The organism is Streptococcus sp. 9.1(2021) (genome assembly GCF_030466425.1).
GTDB classification, from domain to species: Bacteria; Bacillota; Bacilli; order Lactobacillales; family Streptococcaceae; genus Streptococcus; species Streptococcus wuxiensis.
This window is the reverse complement of sequence record NZ_JAGQFU010000001.1, coordinates 1,001,302-1,016,520: the sequence shown is the minus strand read 5'-3', so window position 1 is coordinate 1,016,520 and position 15,219 is coordinate 1,001,302. Positions and strand designations below refer to the sequence as shown.

Sequence of the window (15,219 nt, the reverse complement as noted above, 5' to 3'; positions counted from 1 at the left end):
AATATCCTATACAATTGTTTGAAAGTCTCATCAGGAAAGCTTATAATAAAGATGTAGGAGGAAAGACTCTTCTAATGGAAGGAGTTGGGGGAAGATGATTAAAAGAGTGGTTTGTTTAATCTTACTAGTCCTTACCTTCGTGATGATTCCTACAAATATCGGAGCAAGGTCTCATCCTCTTCCCAGTGGTCGTTTGACCGGAGAAGAATTAGCGATGGAGTATGCGCAGGAGCGTCAGATTTCAGTTGAGAGGGCTAAAATTATCTTATCTATCGGCTTGTCAGATAGTAAGGCAAGGATCTATCGAATTCTCTCTGAAAAGCTTATCGTCAATCCTAACTATGAAGCTAGAGTCAAGTTTTATTGTCGAACAGATGAAAGTGGACAATATAGAGGAATCACGAAACTCTTAGCTACAAGTCTGGTTAACAAGGACGGAGACAAGGAAGCTCCTTTTACAGGCAATCTTTTTGCCTACCTTGAAGATCCAAATCGTATTTTTTACATGGTTTCAGGAGAATTCTACTATAAAGGATCCAACCAAGAACAGCTCTATCAGAGAGAAGGAGGGCGAATGCTTGAAGTGATTTATGATTTCATGGATGATACAAGTACTGGTTTTCCTGTATTTTTAGAGACCAAACTAAGGTTTTAAAATCGGCCGAGACACTTTCGGTCGATTTTTCTCTTGTCTTATAAACAAGAAAAAGATATACTTTGAAGATAAAATAATTTAATCAGCTTTTTAAATTAAAGGAGTGGCTATGAATCATATTATCTTTCAAATTCAAGACGATTTAGCGGTGATTACTTTAAATCGTCCCGAGGTGGCAAATGGTTTCCATATTCCTATGTGTGAAGAAATTTTAGGAGCACTGGAATTAGCTGAAAAAGACGATTCTGTTTCATTTATTCTCATCAATGCTGCTGGTAAGGTGTTTTCTGTTGGTGGCGATTTAGTTGAAATGAAGCGTGCTGTTGATGAGGATGATATTGCTTCCTTAACTCGAATTGCTGAATTGGTCAATACTATTTCTTATAAGATTAAACAGATTCCTAAACCTGTTATCATGGAGGTGGATGGAGCAGTTGCTGGAGCTGCAGCCAATATGGCCTTGGCAGTTGATTTCTGTATCGCATCTGACAAGTCTAAATTTATTCAGGCTTTTGTAGGTGTAGGATTAGCTCCTGACGCGGGTGGCTTATTCTTGCTGACAAGATCGCTCGGTGCAACTAGAGCAACTCAATTAGCTATGACTGGAGAAGCTTTCACCGCTGAAAAGGCAATGGAGGCAGGAGCTCTATACCGTCTATGTACTAGTGAACAATTAGGAAAAGCAAGAGAACAATTGTTGAAGAAGTTGAGACGTGGCTCTTCAAATTCCTATGCTGCGATTAAGAAACTTGTTTGGGAAAGTGAGTTCAAGCAGTGGCATGAATATGCTCAACTTGAATTGGAACTACAAAAATCACTATCCTATACGGAAGATTTTAAAGAAGGTGTTCGTGCACATTCTGAAAGAAGACGTCCAAAATTTATCGGGAAATAAAAAATACTTGCACTATTCTTTGAAGTTTGATATACTTTTTTTGTCAAATGTTTTGATTATTAAACTTTTTTTGATAAAGGAGGGAAGAGAAATGGACTACCAACAAGTCAATGATTATTTAACATCAATTTTTAACAACGTCCTAGTGATCGAGGAAGTAAGTTTGCGAGGTAGTCGTTTCAAAGACATCTCTATCAAAGAAATGCACACGATTGATGTTATCGGTAAGTATCCAGAAGTGACTCCAAGTCAAGTGTCCAAAGAGTTGATGGTAACTCTAGGGACTGTGACAACGAGTTTAAACAATTTGGAACGAAAAGGATACATCGAACGTATCCGTTCAGATAAAGATCGTCGTGTAGTGCATCTGCATTTGACAAAGAAAGGTCGACTCGTTCATCGTCTTCATAAACGTTTCCATAAGGCCATGGTCGAAAGAATTATCGAGGGCATGAGCCCTGAAGAAATGAGTGTTATGGGTAAAGGGTTAACTAATCTTTATCACTTTTTGGAGGATTTGAAGTAATGGCTTTTGCAAAAATAAGCCAGGTCGCTCATTATGCTCCAGAGCAGATTATCACTAACGAAGACTTGGCTCAGGTCATGGATACGAGTGATGAATGGATCTCAAGTCGGACAGGGATTAAAGAACGCCATATTTCCAAGACAGAATCAACAGGAGATTTGGCTACAGAGGTTGCAAGACAACTTCTAGAGAAGGCAGGGATTTCTGCTGAAGAGCTAGATTTCATCATTATAGCGACTATGACACCTGACTCGATGATGCCTTCAACCGCAGCTCGTGTTCAGGCAAAGATTGGCGCTCATAAGGCTTTTGCCTATGATTTAACAGCTGCTTGTAGTGGATTTGTTTTTGCCCTATCGACTGCAGAAAAGTTCATTTCTTCAGGAACATATCGTAAGGGGCTGATTATCGGTAGTGAGACCATGTCAAAATCTTTGGATTGGTCTGACCGCTCAACAGCTGTCTTGTTTGGAGATGGAGCTGGTGGTGTACTACTTGAGGCAAGTGACCAAAAACATTTCTTAGCTGAAAGTCTCAATAGCGATGGTTCTCGTGGTGAGTGTCTCACGTATGGACAGACAGGATTGATTTCACCATTTTCGATTCAAGAAGAACCTGATGTTTTCTTGAAAATGGATGGGAGAGCAGTTTTTGACTTTGCAATTCGAGACGTGGCTAAATCTATTAAACAGACCATCGAAAAAAGTCCAATATCAGCAGATGAACTCGATTATCTATTGCTTCATCAAGCTAATATTCGAATTTTAGATAAGATGGCTAAAAAAATCGGTGTCGATCGTGACAAGCTTCCTGCTAATATGATGAAGTATGGAAATACTAGTGCGGCAAGTATCCCGATTTTACTTTCTGAGTGTGTAGAAGAAGGGCTCATCCATTTGGATGGTAGCCAAAAAATTCTCTTGTCAGGTTTCGGTGGAGGTTTGACATGGGGCACACTTATTGTTACAATTTAGGTAATCATGTGGTGATCACATTGTTATAAAAAACTATTTATTTTAAAGGAGTCTATCATGGCAGTATTTGAAAAAGTACAAGAAATTATCGTTGAAGAACTCGGAAAAGATGCATCAGAAGTAACACTTGAATCTACTTTTGATGATTTGGATGCAGATTCATTGGACTTGTTCCAAGTAATCTCAGAAATCGAAGACGCTTTTGATATCCAAATCGAAGCTGAAGACAACTTGAAAACAGTTGGCGACTTGGTTGCTTACGTTGAAGAGCAAACTAAATAATTAGAATAAATAAAGAAGGAGTAGGGGAGACCCGCTCCCTCTTGTTTAGGTAATAGTTTGACCGTCAAATTATAATAAAGTCGAACTATTACGTAAGCAAGACTTATGGAGGCAATATGAAAACACGTATCACTGAATTATTAAATATTAAATATCCTATCTTCCAAGGTGGAATGGCCTGGGTAGCAGATGGCGATTTGGCTGGAGCTGTTTCAAAAGCTGGTGGTCTCGGTATCATTGGTGGAGGAAACGCACCTAAAGAAGTGGTTAAAGCCAACATCGATAAGATTAAATCTTTAACAGACAAGCCTTTTGGTGTCAATATCATGCTCTTGTCTCCATTTGTTGATGATATTGTGGACCTTGTGATTGAAGAAGGGGTTAAGGTAGTCACAACTGGTGCAGGAAACCCAAGTAAATATATGGAGCGATTTCATGAAGCAGGAATCACCGTTATTCCTGTAGTTCCTAGCGTAGCTTTGGCTATACGTATGGAAAAAATCGGTGCAGATGCTGTCATTTGTGAAGGTATGGAAGCCGGTGGACACATTGGTAAATTAACAACCATGACCTTGGTTCGTCAAGTTGCAGCGGCTGTTTCAATTCCTGTTATCGCTGCAGGTGGTATTGCAGATGGTGAGGGAGCTGCTGCTGGATTTATGCTTGGTGCGGAAGCTGTGCAAGTAGGAACTCGTTTTGTAGTTGCTAAAGAATCAAATGCTCATCCAAACTACAAAGCTAAGATTTTAAAAGCTCGTGATATTGATACAACTATTTCAGCACAACATTTTGGTCACGCAGTTCGTGCCATCAAAAATCAATTGACTCGTGATTTCGAGCAAGCTGAAAAAGATGCCTTTAAACAAGAAAATCCAGACTTAGAAATCTTTGAACAAATGGGTGCTGGAGCCTTAGCTAAGGCTGTTGTCCATGGTGATGTAGATGGCGGTTCAGTAATGGCCGGCCAGATTGCAGGCTTGGTATCTAAAGAAGAAACAGTTGAAGAAATCTTAAAAGATATCTACTATGGTGCAGCTGAGAAAATTCAAAAAGAAGCCGCTCGTTGGGCAGGAGTTACAAGAAATGACTAAAACAGCCTTTCTATTTGCAGGTCAAGGAGCCCAGTACCTTGGAATGGGACGTGAACTATACGACCAATGGGCTATCGTCAAGGAAACAATCGACCAAGCTAGCCAAGTCTTAGGTTATGATCTTCGTGACTTGATTGATAACGATGAAACGAAGCTAAATCAGACTCGTTACACACAACCAGCTATTTTGGCTACATCCGTTGCCATTTACCGATTACTAAAGGAGAAAGGTTACCAACCAGATATAGTGACAGGCCTGTCTCTTGGTGAATATTCTGCCCTTGTAGCTAGTGGCGCCTTGGATTTTGAAGATGCGGTGGCTCTAGTTGCTAAACGTGGGGCTTATATGGAAGAAGCAGCACCTGCAGGGTCTGGTAAAATGGTAGCCGTACTCAACACTCCAGTTGAAGTTATTGAAGAAGCTTGTCAAGAAGCTTCTCAACTTGGTGTTGTGACTCCAGCTAACTACAATACCCCAAGTCAAATTGTTATTGGTGGTGAGGTGGTTGCTGTGGATCGTGCAGTTGAACTCTTGCAAGAAGCAGGAGCAAAACGCTTAATTCCGCTAAATGTCTCTGGACCTTTCCATACAGCTTTATTGGAACCTGCTAGTCAAAAATTAGCTCAAGTCTTAGAAGATGTTGAGTTTAATGACTTTGCTTATCCACTTGTTGGTAATACAGAAGCAAAAGTCATGGAAAAAGAACGAATTGCAGAACTCTTGACTCGTCAAGTTAAGGAACCTGTGCGTTTCTATGAAAGCATTGCAGTCATGCAAGAAGCTGGTGTGACGCGTTTTATCGAGATCGGTCCTGGGAAAGTCTTGTCAGGATTTGTTAAAAAGATTGATAAAACTGCTCAACTTGCAAATGTGGAAGATCAAGCAAGTTTACAAGCACTCTTAGAAAATTAGACCAAAATGGTAGAAGTTCTGAAAGGAGAAAAATGAAACTAGAACAGAAAAATGTCTTTATTACAGGCTCAAGTCGAGGAATTGGTCTTGCCATTGCTCATAAATTTGCCAGCTTGGGAGCCAACGTTGTCTTGAATAGTCGTGGTGAAATCTCCGAGGAGCTTCTAGACGATTTTAAACCTTACGGGGTGAAGGTTCTTGCTATTTCTGGTGACGTTTCTGATTTTACGGATGCAAAACGTATGGTAGACCAAGCCATTGAAGAGCTAGGCTCAGTTGACGTCCTAGTGAATAACGCTGGGATTACTCAAGACACTCTCATGCTGAAGATGACAGAAGAAGATTTTGAGAAGGTCTTGAAAGTCAATCTAACGGGAGCCTTCAACATGACGCAAGCAGTCTTGAAACAGATGATAAAAGCACGTGAAGGTGCCATTATCAATATGTCTAGTGTCGTTGGTTTGATGGGAAATATCGGTCAAGCAAACTACGCTGCTTCTAAGGCTGGTCTAATTGGATTTACCAAATCAGTAGCACGTGAGGTGGCTAATCGTAATGTGCGTGTCAATGCCATTGCACCAGGAATGATCGAATCTGATATGACTGCAGTCCTATCTGATAAGGTAAAAGATGCTATGTTGGCACAAATTCCGATGAAACAATTTGGTCAAGCTGAGCAGGTCGCAGAGGTGACAGCCTTTCTTGCAAGCCAAGATTATCTAACGGGACAAGTCATTGCAATTGATGGTGGACTTACCATGCAATAAGAGTTAAAATAGAGGTATGAAAATGAAACTAAATCGTGTAGTAGTAACAGGTTATGGATTAACATCTCCAATTGGGAATACACCAGAAGAATTTTGGAACAGTCTGAAGAACGGAAAGATTGGGATTGGTGAAATCACCAAGTTTGATCACAGTGCTTTTGACGTCCATAATGCAGCAGAGATTAATGATTTTCCTTTTGACAAATATTTTGTAAAAAAAGATACCAATCGTTTCGATGATTATTCTTTGTATGCCTTGTATGCTGCTCAAGAAGCAGTTGACCATGCTAATCTTGATGTAGAAGCGCTTGATAAAGACCGCTTTGGTGTTATTGTTGCATCAGGTATCGGTGGAATCAGAGAAATCGAAGACCAAGTGCTTCGTCTTCACGAAAAAGGTCCAAAACGTGTAAAACCATTGACACTTCCAAAAGCTTTGCCAAATATGGCAGCAGGAAATGTTGCTATGCGCTTTGGTGCAAATGGTATCTGTAAATCTATCAATACTGCTTGTGCTTCATCAAATGATGCTATCGGAGATGCCTTCCGTTCTATCAAGTTTGGCTTCCAAGATATCATGTTGGTTGGTGGTTCAGAATCATCTATTACTCCATTTGCGATTGCAGGTTTCCAAGCCTTAACAGCTCTTTCAACAACGGAAGATCCAACTCGTGCTTCTATTCCATTTGATAAAGACCGTAATGGATTTGTCATGGGTGAAGGATCAGGTATGTTGGTTCTTGAAAGCTTAGAACACGCAGAAAAACGTGGAGCAACTATCCTTGCCGAAGTTGTTGGTTATGGTAACACTTGTGATGCCTACCACATGACTTCACCACATCCAGAAGGCCAAGGTGCTATTAAAGCTATCAAACTTGCCTTGGATGAAGCTGAAATCACACCAGACCAAGTAGCCTATGTCAATGCTCACGGTACATCAACTCCAGCTAATGAAAAAGGAGAAAGTGGTGCTATCGTAGCGGTTCTTGGTAAGGCAGTACCTGTATCTTCAACCAAGTCATTTACAGGACACTTGCTCGGTGCAGCAGGTGCAGTTGAAGCCATTGCAACAATTGAAGCAATTCGTAACAACTATGTTCCAATGACAGCTGGAACAACAGAATTATCAGACTACATTGAAGCAAATGTTATTTATGGACAAGGTGTGGAACGTGAAATTCCTTATGCTATCTCAAATACCTTTGGATTTGGTGGACATAATGCAGTTCTTGCTTTCAAACGTTGGGAGAATAAGTAAAGATGAATTTAAATGAAATCAAAGACTTGATGGCGCAATTTGACCAGTCAAGCTTGAAAGAATTTTCTTATAAAAATGGAACGGATGAGTTGGTCTTCAGTAAGAATGAAGCAAAACTTGTTGCAGAAACAAGTCCAGCACCTCAACCTGTGGTTCCAGCAGTTGCACCTACAGCTGCACCACAAGCTCCAACTACAACACCAGCTGCAGAAGCATTTTCAGAATCAAGTGTTACTGAATCAGTAGCTGAAGGAGACCTTGTAGAAAGTCCACTTGTCGGAGTTGCATACTTGGCTGCCGGACCAGATAAACCTAATTTTGTTTCAGTTGGTGATACTGTTAAAAAAGGCCAAACCTTGGTCATCATCGAAGCTATGAAGGTCATGAACGAAATTCCAGCACCTAAAGATGGTGTCGTAACAGAAATTCTTGTTGAAAATGAAGAAATGGTTGAGTTCGGGAAAGGCTTGGTACGTATCAAATGATTGATATTCAAGGAATTAAAGAAGCTTTGCCACACCGCTATCCCATGCTCTTAGTGGACCGTGTCTTAGAAGTTAGCGAAGACACCATTGTTGCTATTAAAAATGTAACGCTTAACGAACCGTTCTTCAACGGTCATTTTCCTCAATACCCAGTTATGCCTGGAGTCCTCATTATGGAAGCCTTGGCTCAGACAGCAGGTGTTTTGGAATTGTCTAAACCTGAAAACAAAGGGAAACTTGTCTTCTATGCTGGTATGGATAAGGTTAAGTTTAAGAAACAAGTTGTTCCTGGTGATCAGCTTGTCATGACAGCAACTTTTGTCAAACGTCGTGGCACAATCGCCGTAGTAGAAGCGAAGGCAGAAGTAGATGGTAAGCTTGCAGCAAGCGGTACTCTGACCTTTGCTATTGGAAACTAGGGAGGTTTTCCATGTTTCGTAAGATTTTAATTGCCAATCGTGGTGAAATTGCTGTTCGTATTATTCGTGCGGCACGAGAGTTAGGAATCGCAACAGTCGCTGTCTATTCGACTGCTGACAAGGAAGCTCTCCACACGCTTTTGGCTGATGAGGCTATCTGTATCGGCCCTGGAAAGGCTACAGAATCTTATCTGAACATCAATGCCATCCTATCAGCTGCGGTCTTGACTGAAGCTGAAGCTATTCACCCTGGATTTGGTTTTTTAAGTGAAAATTCCAAATTTGCAACTATGTGTGAAGAAGTCGGTATCAAATTTATCGGGCCATCAGCTCGAGTAATGGATGTCATGGGAGATAAAATTAACGCCCGTGCTCAAATGATTAAGGCTAATGTGCCTGTCATTCCAGGATCAGATGGAGAAGTCCATACTGCAGAAGAAGCGCTTGCTGTTGCCGAAAAAATTGGTTATCCAGTTATGTTGAAAGCTTCAGCTGGAGGTGGTGGTAAAGGAATTCGTAAGGTTGAAAAGGCAGAAGATCTTGTATCAGCCTTTGAAACAGCCTCTAGTGAAGCTAAAGCAAACTTTGGTAACGGGGCTATGTACCTCGAGCGCGTGATATATCCTGCTCGCCACATTGAGGTACAGATTCTTGCTGACCAGATGGGACATGTGATTCACCTAGGTGAGCGTGACTGTTCGCTTCAGCGGAATAACCAAAAGGTTTTAGAAGAAAGTCCTTCAATTGCCATTGGAAAAACACTGCGTAATGAAATTGGTGCTGCAGCAGTCCGTGCGGCGGAGTCTGTTGGTTATGAAAATGCTGGTACTATTGAATTCCTACTAGATGAAGCAAGTGGCAAATTCTACTTTATGGAGATGAATACTCGTGTCCAAGTAGAACATCCAGTAACCGAATTTGTTTCTGGTGTGGATATTGTCAAGGAACAAATCCGTATTGCGTCAGGTCAACCTTTGACTCTGAAACAAGAAGACATTGTTCTAAAAGGACATGCTATTGAGTGCCGTATCAACGCAGAAAACCCAGCCTTTAATTTTGCACCGAGCCCAGGTAAGATTACTAATCTTTATCTACCAAGCGGTGGTGTTGGATTGCGTGTTGACTCTGCAGTTTATCCAGGGTATACCATTCCACCATACTATGATAGTATGATTGCTAAAATTATTGTTCATGGTGAAAATCGTTTTGATGCACTCATGAAAATGCAAAGAGCTCTTTATGAACTCGAAATTGAAGGGGTGGTCACCAATGCTGATTTTCAACTCGATTTGATTTCAGATCGTCGTGTGATTGCAGGGGACTACGATACTTCATTCTTGATGGAAACTTTCTTACCACACTATCAAGAAAAAGAATAATGTAATACTCTTCGAAAATCTCTTCAAACCGCGTCAGCTTCGCTTTGGATTATAAATGTGACTGACTTCGTCAGTCTTATCTACAACCTCAAAGCAGTGCTTTGAGCAACCTGCAGCTGGCTTCCTAGTTTGCTCTTTGATTTTCATTGAGTATAAAAATAGTATAAGACTGAAAAGGGGGATGTATGGCTCTATTTAGTAAAAAAGAAAAATATATACGAATTAATCCCAATCGTTCACTTAGAGAAAAGCCCCAAGCTAAGCCTGAGGTTCCAGACGAACTCTTCTCAAAATGTCCAGGTTGTAAACATACCATTTACCAAAAGGATTTGGGAAGTGACCGTATATGTCCTCACTGTGGCTATACCTTCCGTATTTCAGCTCAAGAGCGTCTTGCTTTAACCATTGATATGGGAAGCTTCCTAGAGATGTTCACAGGAATTGAGACGCAAGATCCATTGGAATTTCCAGGCTACCAGAAAAAATTAGCCTCTATGCGTGAAAAAACAGGTCTTGATGAGGCTGTTGTTACAGGAACTGCTTTGATTAAGGGCGAAAAAGTTGCTCTCGGAATTATGGATTCCAACTTTATCATGGCGTCTATGGGAACAGTAGTTGGTGAAAAAATCACTCGTTTGTTTGAATATGCGACAGCTGAAAAATTACCAGTCGTCTTGTTTACAGCATCTGGTGGAGCACGTATGCAAGAAGGAATCATGAGTTTGATGCAGATGGCTAAAATCTCTGCAGCAGTCAAACGTCATTCCAATGCAGGTCTCTTTTACCTAACAATCCTTACTGATCCAACAACTGGTGGTGTTACAGCTTCCTTTGCTATGGAAGGGGATATTATCTTGGCAGAGCCTCAAAGTTTGGTAGGATTTGCTGGACGTCGTGTCATTGAAAATACCGTAAGGGAAGATTTGCCAGAGGATTTCCAGAAGGCAGAGTTTTTGTTAGAACATGGATTTGTGGATGCGATTGTTAAACGGAGAGAATTGCCAGATATGATTGCTCGATTAGTAAGGTTACATAAGGGGGATTGTTGATGAATATTGCAAAAATCGTCAGAGAAGCACGTGAACAAACCCGCTTAACTGCCTTGGACTTTGCAACAGGAATTTTTGATGAATTTGTTGAGTTGCATGGAGACCGTTCCTTCCGTGATGATGGTGCCATTATTGGTGGTATCGGTTGGTTGGGAAACCAAGCAGTAACTGTTGTTGGAATCCAAAAAGGTAAAAGCTTACAAGATAATCTTAACCGTAACTTTGGACAACCTCATCCGGAAGGTTATCGAAAAGCCCTTCGCTTGATGAAGCAGGCTGAAAAATTTGGCCGTCCTGTTGTAACCTTTATCAACACGGCAGGTGCCTATCCTGGTGTCGGAGCAGAGGAGCGTGGTCAAGGTGAAGCCATTGCTCGTAACCTTATGGAGATGAGCGATCTTAAGGTGCCAATTATTGCCATTATTATCGGTGAAGGTGGCTCAGGAGGGGCTTTAGCTCTTGCAGTAGCTGACCGTGTTTGGATGTTAGAAAACTCGATCTATGCAGTTCTCAGCCCTGAAGGCTTTGCTTCTATTCTTTGGAAGGATGGCAGTCGCGCCATGGAAGCTGCAGAGTTGATGAAAATTACTTCTTTCGAATTGCTAGAGATGAAAATTGTTGATAAGGTTATCTCTGAGGTAGGTCTATCAAGTAAAGATCTGATCAAGCAAGTAAAAGTACAACTCCGAGCAGAACTTGATGAACTTGGTAAACTTCCCCTAGAGCAGCTCATTGAGGAACGTTACCAACGCTTTAGAAAATACTAAAAAGTAAGCTAGGACTAAGATATAGTTCTAGCTTTTTGGATTCTATAAAATACATTTCAGGATGAAAAATTGACTCTTGTAAAAATATCTGTTAATATAACAAGGGATGCGTGTGCTATAAAAATAAGTCAACAAAGCTTTTTGGGAGTGAGTATGAAAAAACTAGGGCATTTAGGAATCTATACATTACTGGTATTCCTATCAATTTATCTACTAGATTTCAGTAGTCTTTATCTGGCTAAGATGTTTGTCTGGGGTATGGATGGCTATTCTATTATTGTAGCAGTAGAGCAACTAGCTCTTTTAGGACTATTTATCTATTGGCTTAAAAAGAAAAAAATGCTCTATATTTTTGAGAAAAGGGGCTCGAAGAAATCCAGATTCTTTTACCTTGTAGTTAGTTTAGTGGCTGCTTATTTTGTCCGTCAGTTCTTAAGTGCTTTTTACTTACAGTTTAGTCGCTTCATTAATCATCACTATATCTTTGAAGATCTTCTTTCGGTCCTATCCTTCAGTGAGCAATCTACTATTTTAACGACTTGCTTCTCTTTTATCTCAGTTGTCATTTTGGGGCCTATATTGGAGGAGGTAGTTCATAGGGGATATTTTATGAACACCTTCTTTCCCCAGTCCAAATACTACTTGGATGTCATCTTATCAGCTCTTATATTTGGGCTCAGTCATTTGGTATTGTCCCATCGCGACCCCATCAGTTTGATGATTTATTGTTTTTTCGGTCTTTTCTTTGCTTTAGTATACCGTTGGACAAAGAATTTAAAAATCACCATCCTGTGCCATAGTTTTATTAACTTTCTCATTCATGCAGATTTCATCTGGTTGTTGCTTTCTAATTTAATCTATAATCGTTTTTTTTAGATAGAATTTGAGGAGACAAATAAAAAAGTGTTTGATATCTATCAAACACTTTTTTTATTTAATTTTCTTCAGTTACAAATTGACTGAGCAGTCCGTTAATGAAACGGGCTGATTTTTGATCTGAAAAGCTTTTTGCAAGTTCAATAGCTTCATTCACAGCTACAAGCTGAGGAGTATCAAAGGAAGTGATTTCGAAAACTCCTAAACGCAATAAATTCTTTTCCACTAAGGTTAAACGTTCAATCGTCCAACCAGACTTTAAATGCTGAGTGATTTGTTTGTCTAGTTCCTCTTTTTGAGCTTGAACACCAGATACAAGATCGATTAGGAAGCTAGGGAGTTTTACCTCGTCGTCTTCTCGATCATGAGTATAAGCGAAGCGACAAGCAGTTTCAATATCAGAACCATATTCAAGACTCATCAGTGCTTGGAAGGCACATTTTCGTAGTTCGCGTCTAGATTCTAATAATGGACTAGTCATTGAGGAAGTCCTCATCAAACAAATCTGTTAATGCTGGTTTTGGTGTTTTATCTGGTGCAATACCAGCAACGTGAATATTCACAGCATTGAGTTCTACATCAGCCATATTACGAACGGCATCTTTTACAGCTTTTTGGATAGCCATTGCAACCTTAGGTACTTTGACACCGTACTCGAGATAGAGATAGATATCAGCTATTAGTTCTTCTTCAGATTCTTTTAGATAGACGCCACGGCCGAGTGAAAGTTTTGAAAGGGTGTCAGATACTGATTTGTTTGAAAAAGAGTGGACACCATCAACTTTAGCTGTAGCGATTGCAATGATTTTTTCAAGTACACGTGGGGCGATAACGATTTCGCCCAATTGTTCTTCAATTCCCATAGAATGACCTCTTTCTAGAGATTAGGCACGAGAAACGTAAGTTCCTTCTGCAGTGTTGATAACGAGTTTTTGTCCTGCTTCGATGAAGTCTGGAACGTTAACGACAAGTCCAGTTTCCATTGTAGCTGGTTTACCAGAACCGGTAACAGTTGCACCTTTAATAGATGGTTGAGTTTCAGCAACTGTCAATTCAACAGTTGTAGGTACTGTTACACCGATTACTTCAGTTCCGTAAAATTGAATTTTAACTTCAGAATTTTCAAGGATGTAAAGCAATTCATTTTCAACATTTACAACTGGAATTTCGTATTGGTCGTAAGTTTCAGTGTTCATAAAATAAGCTGTATCGTCCATTTTGTACAAGTATTGTGCTGGCACAGTTTCGATAATCGCTTGTTCAAATTTTTCCTCTGGACGGTAGCTAGTTTCAAATGTTGAACCAGTACGGACATCACGCAATTTCATACGCATGATAGTGTTTCCTTTACCTGGTTTGTGGTGGCTAGCTTCCAAAACGCGGATCAATTTTCCGTCAGCTGTTTCAAAGGTCATACCAGCCTTTAATTTACTTGCTTCGATCATGTTTTTACCTCTTTAATAAAATAATTTACTCTTTATTGTATCATAAGTCGCAAGATTTCTCAAATATCAAGGAAGTGAAATTAGTTGACAGGAACGATGTTTCCTTCTTCGTCTTTGGTTACCAATACGTACTTGCCATCGACTTCGATGTAGAAGTTTTTATTAGCGGTTTGTTTAGAGTTGGTAGTTTGTTCAGGACTAGTAGATTCTTCTGCAGGAGTTGAGACTTCTTGAGTTGTAGATTCTTGTGCAGGAGTTGTCATTTCAGGATTAGTAGATTCTACTGAGTTAGCGGTTTGTTCAGGGCTAACAGTCTCTACTGGGCTAGCAACTTGCTCAGGACTTGCAGTTTGTACCGGAGTAAAAGCTTGGTTTGGATCAGCGGGTTGTACTGGGGGAACGGTTTGATTTGGGCTAACAGGTTGAGCTTGTTGGGTGAGTTGACCACCGAGAGTTTGACCGAGATTCATACCCATAAACATATTCATACCATTGCCATTACCTTCGTTATTTGCTGCAGCAATAAGAGCTTCGTTACGAGCACGACGTTCTTCAATCTCAATCGTGTTGTACTTCATGGCAACTAGTTCGCTGTCAAGCTTGCGAACTAGTTCCAAGCTTTCTTGGTCGTAGCTCAAATCCTCAAGAAGGATATTGGTTGCTTCAATACCGTAAAGACCAGTCCATACCTTGTTGACTTCTTGTTTAGCGATTTCATTGAAAGTATCTTGATTAGCATTTAGGCTATAGATATCAACTCGGTACTCATTAGTAAATTTGGCAATTGCGATCGCGATTTTAGGAGAGATATTTTGTCGAAGTGTTCCTTGAGCAATATCTTGGAGTGTAAATGGTTTATGTTCCTCAATTTGTTGACTGATAGAGCTAACATAGAAAAGAACTGGATCCGCAACTTTGATGTCAAACAAACCGTAAAAACGGATATTGAGCATTTGTTGGTAACGTTCACTGAAATACTCTACAGCATTTTGGGTACCAAATTTATTCCCTGCGATTGGTTGCATACGGATAAAGATGATTTCTTGTCGAGTAATAACTTGTCCACCAAAAGAGAAGCGGTTTTTGAAGTTTTCCCAAGTACCCTTAATTCCACCTTTTTCAAGGAGCCAAGCGTTATCACCTGCACGCCATTCATGGCTTCCAGCTTCAAGGACATCCCCTAGGAAGGTACCATTATTGACAAGAACAGCAACATATCCTTGAGGGACAATAACAACAGAACCGTCTGTTAAAAGACCAGTATTTTGGTTGCTTTGTCTTGAACCACCATCAGGGTCTTTTGTAAGCAATTGTCCCTTGATGGCCATGACGTCTGAAGAGACGTGGTCTGGAAGTACAACGGCTTCCTTGAATTTGCTATCATTAAAACTATTTAGCCCAGCTGAAAGGGCAGCACGAATAAATCCCATAATTTCCT

At 40.3% G+C, this 15,219-nt stretch carries 19 protein-coding genes; 15 read left to right on the top strand and 4 right to left on the bottom strand.

Annotation, left to right across the window (positions count from 1 at the left end; all coding sequences use genetic code 11):
- Positions 1–94 precede the first annotated feature (94 nt).
- From KBU52_RS04900 to KBU52_RS04830, 15 genes are all read left to right on the top strand, one after another.
- Positions 95–655: a hypothetical protein gene (locus tag KBU52_RS04900; RefSeq protein ID WP_254724521.1), complete on the top strand. Its 561-nt coding sequence runs from the start codon at positions 95–97 to the stop codon at positions 653–655.
- A gap of 109 nt (positions 656–764) precedes the next feature.
- Positions 765–1,550, top strand: coding sequence for an enoyl-CoA hydratase (locus tag KBU52_RS04895; protein WP_254724520.1), 786 nt, complete (start codon positions 765–767; stop codon positions 1,548–1,550).
- A 91-nt stretch (positions 1,551–1,641) separates the two neighbouring features.
- On the top strand, positions 1,642–2,076 hold the full coding sequence (locus KBU52_RS04890; protein ID WP_070677052.1) for a MarR family winged helix-turn-helix transcriptional regulator: 435 nt from the start codon (positions 1,642–1,644) through the stop codon (positions 2,074–2,076).
- Entirely contained in the window at positions 2,076–3,050 is a 975-nt protein-coding gene (locus KBU52_RS04885) for a beta-ketoacyl-ACP synthase III (RefSeq protein ID WP_254724519.1), read from the top strand. The genes KBU52_RS04890 and KBU52_RS04885 overlap by 1 nt, the downstream gene beginning before the upstream one ends.
- A gap of 57 nt (positions 3,051–3,107) precedes the next feature.
- Entirely contained in the window at positions 3,108–3,332 is a 225-nt protein-coding gene (locus KBU52_RS04880) for an acyl carrier protein (RefSeq protein ID WP_000257840.1), read from the top strand.
- Between the two features lie 116 nt (positions 3,333–3,448).
- The gene (fabK, locus tag KBU52_RS04875) at positions 3,449–4,423 is read left to right on the top strand and encodes an enoyl-[acyl-carrier-protein] reductase FabK (protein ID WP_254724518.1); all 975 of its coding nucleotides are present in this window, start codon (positions 3,449–3,451) and stop codon (positions 4,421–4,423) included.
- Positions 4,416–5,336 (top strand): ACP S-malonyltransferase, encoded by a 921-nt coding sequence (gene fabD / locus KBU52_RS04870; RefSeq protein ID WP_254724517.1) that lies wholly within the window; start codon positions 4,416–4,418, stop codon positions 5,334–5,336. The genes fabK and fabD overlap by 8 nt, the downstream gene beginning before the upstream one ends.
- A 32-nt stretch (positions 5,337–5,368) precedes the next feature.
- Positions 5,369–6,103 carry a 3-oxoacyl-[acyl-carrier-protein] reductase gene (gene fabG, locus KBU52_RS04865; protein WP_006151891.1) on the top strand — a complete coding sequence of 245 codons (735 nt, stop codon included), beginning with the start codon at positions 5,369–5,371 and terminating at the stop codon, positions 6,101–6,103.
- A 22-nt stretch (positions 6,104–6,125) separates the two neighbouring features.
- Positions 6,126–7,361, top strand: a complete 1,236-nt coding sequence (gene fabF / locus KBU52_RS04860) for a beta-ketoacyl-ACP synthase II (protein ID WP_254724516.1) — start codon at positions 6,126–6,128, stop codon at positions 7,359–7,361.
- Between the two features lie 2 nt (positions 7,362–7,363).
- Complete coding sequence (gene accB, locus KBU52_RS04855) at positions 7,364–7,846, top strand: acetyl-CoA carboxylase biotin carboxyl carrier protein (protein ID WP_254724515.1); 483 nt, start codon at positions 7,364–7,366, stop codon at positions 7,844–7,846.
- Positions 7,843–8,265, top strand: a complete 423-nt coding sequence (gene fabZ, locus KBU52_RS04850) for a 3-hydroxyacyl-ACP dehydratase FabZ (protein WP_254724514.1) — start codon at positions 7,843–7,845, stop codon at positions 8,263–8,265. Before accB ends, fabZ begins: the two co-directional genes overlap by 4 nt.
- An 11-nt stretch (positions 8,266–8,276) precedes the next feature.
- The gene (gene accC, locus KBU52_RS04845; protein ID WP_254724513.1) at positions 8,277–9,644 is read left to right on the top strand and encodes an acetyl-CoA carboxylase biotin carboxylase subunit; all 1,368 of its coding nucleotides are present in this window, start codon (positions 8,277–8,279) and stop codon (positions 9,642–9,644) included.
- A gap of 185 nt (positions 9,645–9,829) precedes the next feature.
- Positions 9,830–10,693 (top strand): acetyl-CoA carboxylase, carboxyltransferase subunit beta, encoded by an 864-nt coding sequence (gene accD, locus KBU52_RS04840; RefSeq protein ID WP_254724512.1) that lies wholly within the window; start codon positions 9,830–9,832, stop codon positions 10,691–10,693.
- On the top strand, positions 10,693–11,460 hold the full coding sequence (locus tag KBU52_RS04835; protein ID WP_254724511.1) for an acetyl-CoA carboxylase carboxyl transferase subunit alpha: 768 nt from the start codon (positions 10,693–10,695) through the stop codon (positions 11,458–11,460). Before accD ends, KBU52_RS04835 begins: the two co-directional genes overlap by 1 nt.
- Before the next feature lie 153 nt (positions 11,461–11,613).
- Positions 11,614–12,336 (top strand): CPBP family intramembrane glutamic endopeptidase, encoded by a 723-nt coding sequence (locus tag KBU52_RS04830; RefSeq protein ID WP_254724510.1) that lies wholly within the window; start codon positions 11,614–11,616, stop codon positions 12,334–12,336.
- A gap of 58 nt (positions 12,337–12,394) precedes the next feature.
- Here the strand turns inward: KBU52_RS04830 and nusB are convergent, their stop codons facing one another.
- The 4 genes from nusB to KBU52_RS04810 form a co-directional block, all read right to left on the bottom strand.
- Entirely contained in the window at positions 12,395–12,817 is a 423-nt protein-coding gene (gene nusB / locus KBU52_RS04825) for a transcription antitermination factor NusB (RefSeq protein ID WP_004251901.1), read from the bottom strand.
- The gene (locus tag KBU52_RS04820; RefSeq protein WP_036756919.1) at positions 12,810–13,199 is read right to left on the bottom strand and encodes an Asp23/Gls24 family envelope stress response protein; all 390 of its coding nucleotides are present in this window, start codon (positions 13,197–13,199) and stop codon (positions 12,810–12,812) included. The genes nusB and KBU52_RS04820 overlap by 8 nt, the downstream gene beginning before the upstream one ends.
- A gap of 21 nt (positions 13,200–13,220) precedes the next feature.
- Positions 13,221–13,781: an elongation factor P gene (efp, locus tag KBU52_RS04815; protein WP_004251910.1), complete on the bottom strand. Its 561-nt coding sequence runs from the start codon at positions 13,779–13,781 to the stop codon at positions 13,221–13,223.
- Between the two features lie 80 nt (positions 13,782–13,861).
- Entirely contained in the window at positions 13,862–15,211 is a 1,350-nt protein-coding gene (locus KBU52_RS04810; RefSeq protein ID WP_254724509.1) for an SPFH domain-containing protein, read from the bottom strand.
- Between the last annotated feature and the right edge of the window lie 8 nt (positions 15,212–15,219).

Coding starts and splice junctions, on each gene's coding strand:
- KBU52_RS04885 (WP_254724519.1), top strand. CDS start 2,076: ATGGCTTTTGCAAAAATAAGCCAGGTCGCTCATTATGCTCCAGAGCAG.
- nusB (WP_004251901.1), bottom strand. CDS start 12,817: ATGACTAGTCCATTATTAGAATCTAGACGCGAACTACGAAAATGTGCC.
- accD (WP_254724512.1), top strand. CDS start 9,830: ATGGCTCTATTTAGTAAAAAAGAAAAATATATACGAATTAATCCCAAT.
- KBU52_RS04880 (WP_000257840.1), top strand. CDS start 3,108: ATGGCAGTATTTGAAAAAGTACAAGAAATTATCGTTGAAGAACTCGGA.
- KBU52_RS04900 (WP_254724521.1), top strand. CDS start 95: ATGATTAAAAGAGTGGTTTGTTTAATCTTACTAGTCCTTACCTTCGTG.
- KBU52_RS04810 (WP_254724509.1), bottom strand. CDS start 15,211: ATGGGATTTATTCGTGCTGCCCTTTCAGCTGGGCTAAATAGTTTTAAT.
- fabK (WP_254724518.1), top strand. CDS start 3,449: ATGAAAACACGTATCACTGAATTATTAAATATTAAATATCCTATCTTC.
- accC (WP_254724513.1), top strand. CDS start 8,277: ATGTTTCGTAAGATTTTAATTGCCAATCGTGGTGAAATTGCTGTTCGT.
- KBU52_RS04890 (WP_070677052.1), top strand. CDS start 1,642: ATGGACTACCAACAAGTCAATGATTATTTAACATCAATTTTTAACAAC.
- KBU52_RS04895 (WP_254724520.1), top strand. CDS start 765: ATGAATCATATTATCTTTCAAATTCAAGACGATTTAGCGGTGATTACT.
- KBU52_RS04820 (WP_036756919.1), bottom strand. CDS start 13,199: ATGGGAATTGAAGAACAATTGGGCGAAATCGTTATCGCCCCACGTGTA.
- KBU52_RS04830 (WP_254724510.1), top strand. CDS start 11,614: ATGAAAAAACTAGGGCATTTAGGAATCTATACATTACTGGTATTCCTA.
- fabF (WP_254724516.1), top strand. CDS start 6,126: ATGAAACTAAATCGTGTAGTAGTAACAGGTTATGGATTAACATCTCCA.
- KBU52_RS04835 (WP_254724511.1), top strand. CDS start 10,693: ATGAATATTGCAAAAATCGTCAGAGAAGCACGTGAACAAACCCGCTTA.
- efp (WP_004251910.1), bottom strand. CDS start 13,781: ATGATCGAAGCAAGTAAATTAAAGGCTGGTATGACCTTTGAAACAGCT.
- fabG (WP_006151891.1), top strand. CDS start 5,369: ATGAAACTAGAACAGAAAAATGTCTTTATTACAGGCTCAAGTCGAGGA.
- fabZ (WP_254724514.1), top strand. CDS start 7,843: ATGATTGATATTCAAGGAATTAAAGAAGCTTTGCCACACCGCTATCCC.
- accB (WP_254724515.1), top strand. CDS start 7,364: ATGAATTTAAATGAAATCAAAGACTTGATGGCGCAATTTGACCAGTCA.
- fabD (WP_254724517.1), top strand. CDS start 4,416: ATGACTAAAACAGCCTTTCTATTTGCAGGTCAAGGAGCCCAGTACCTT.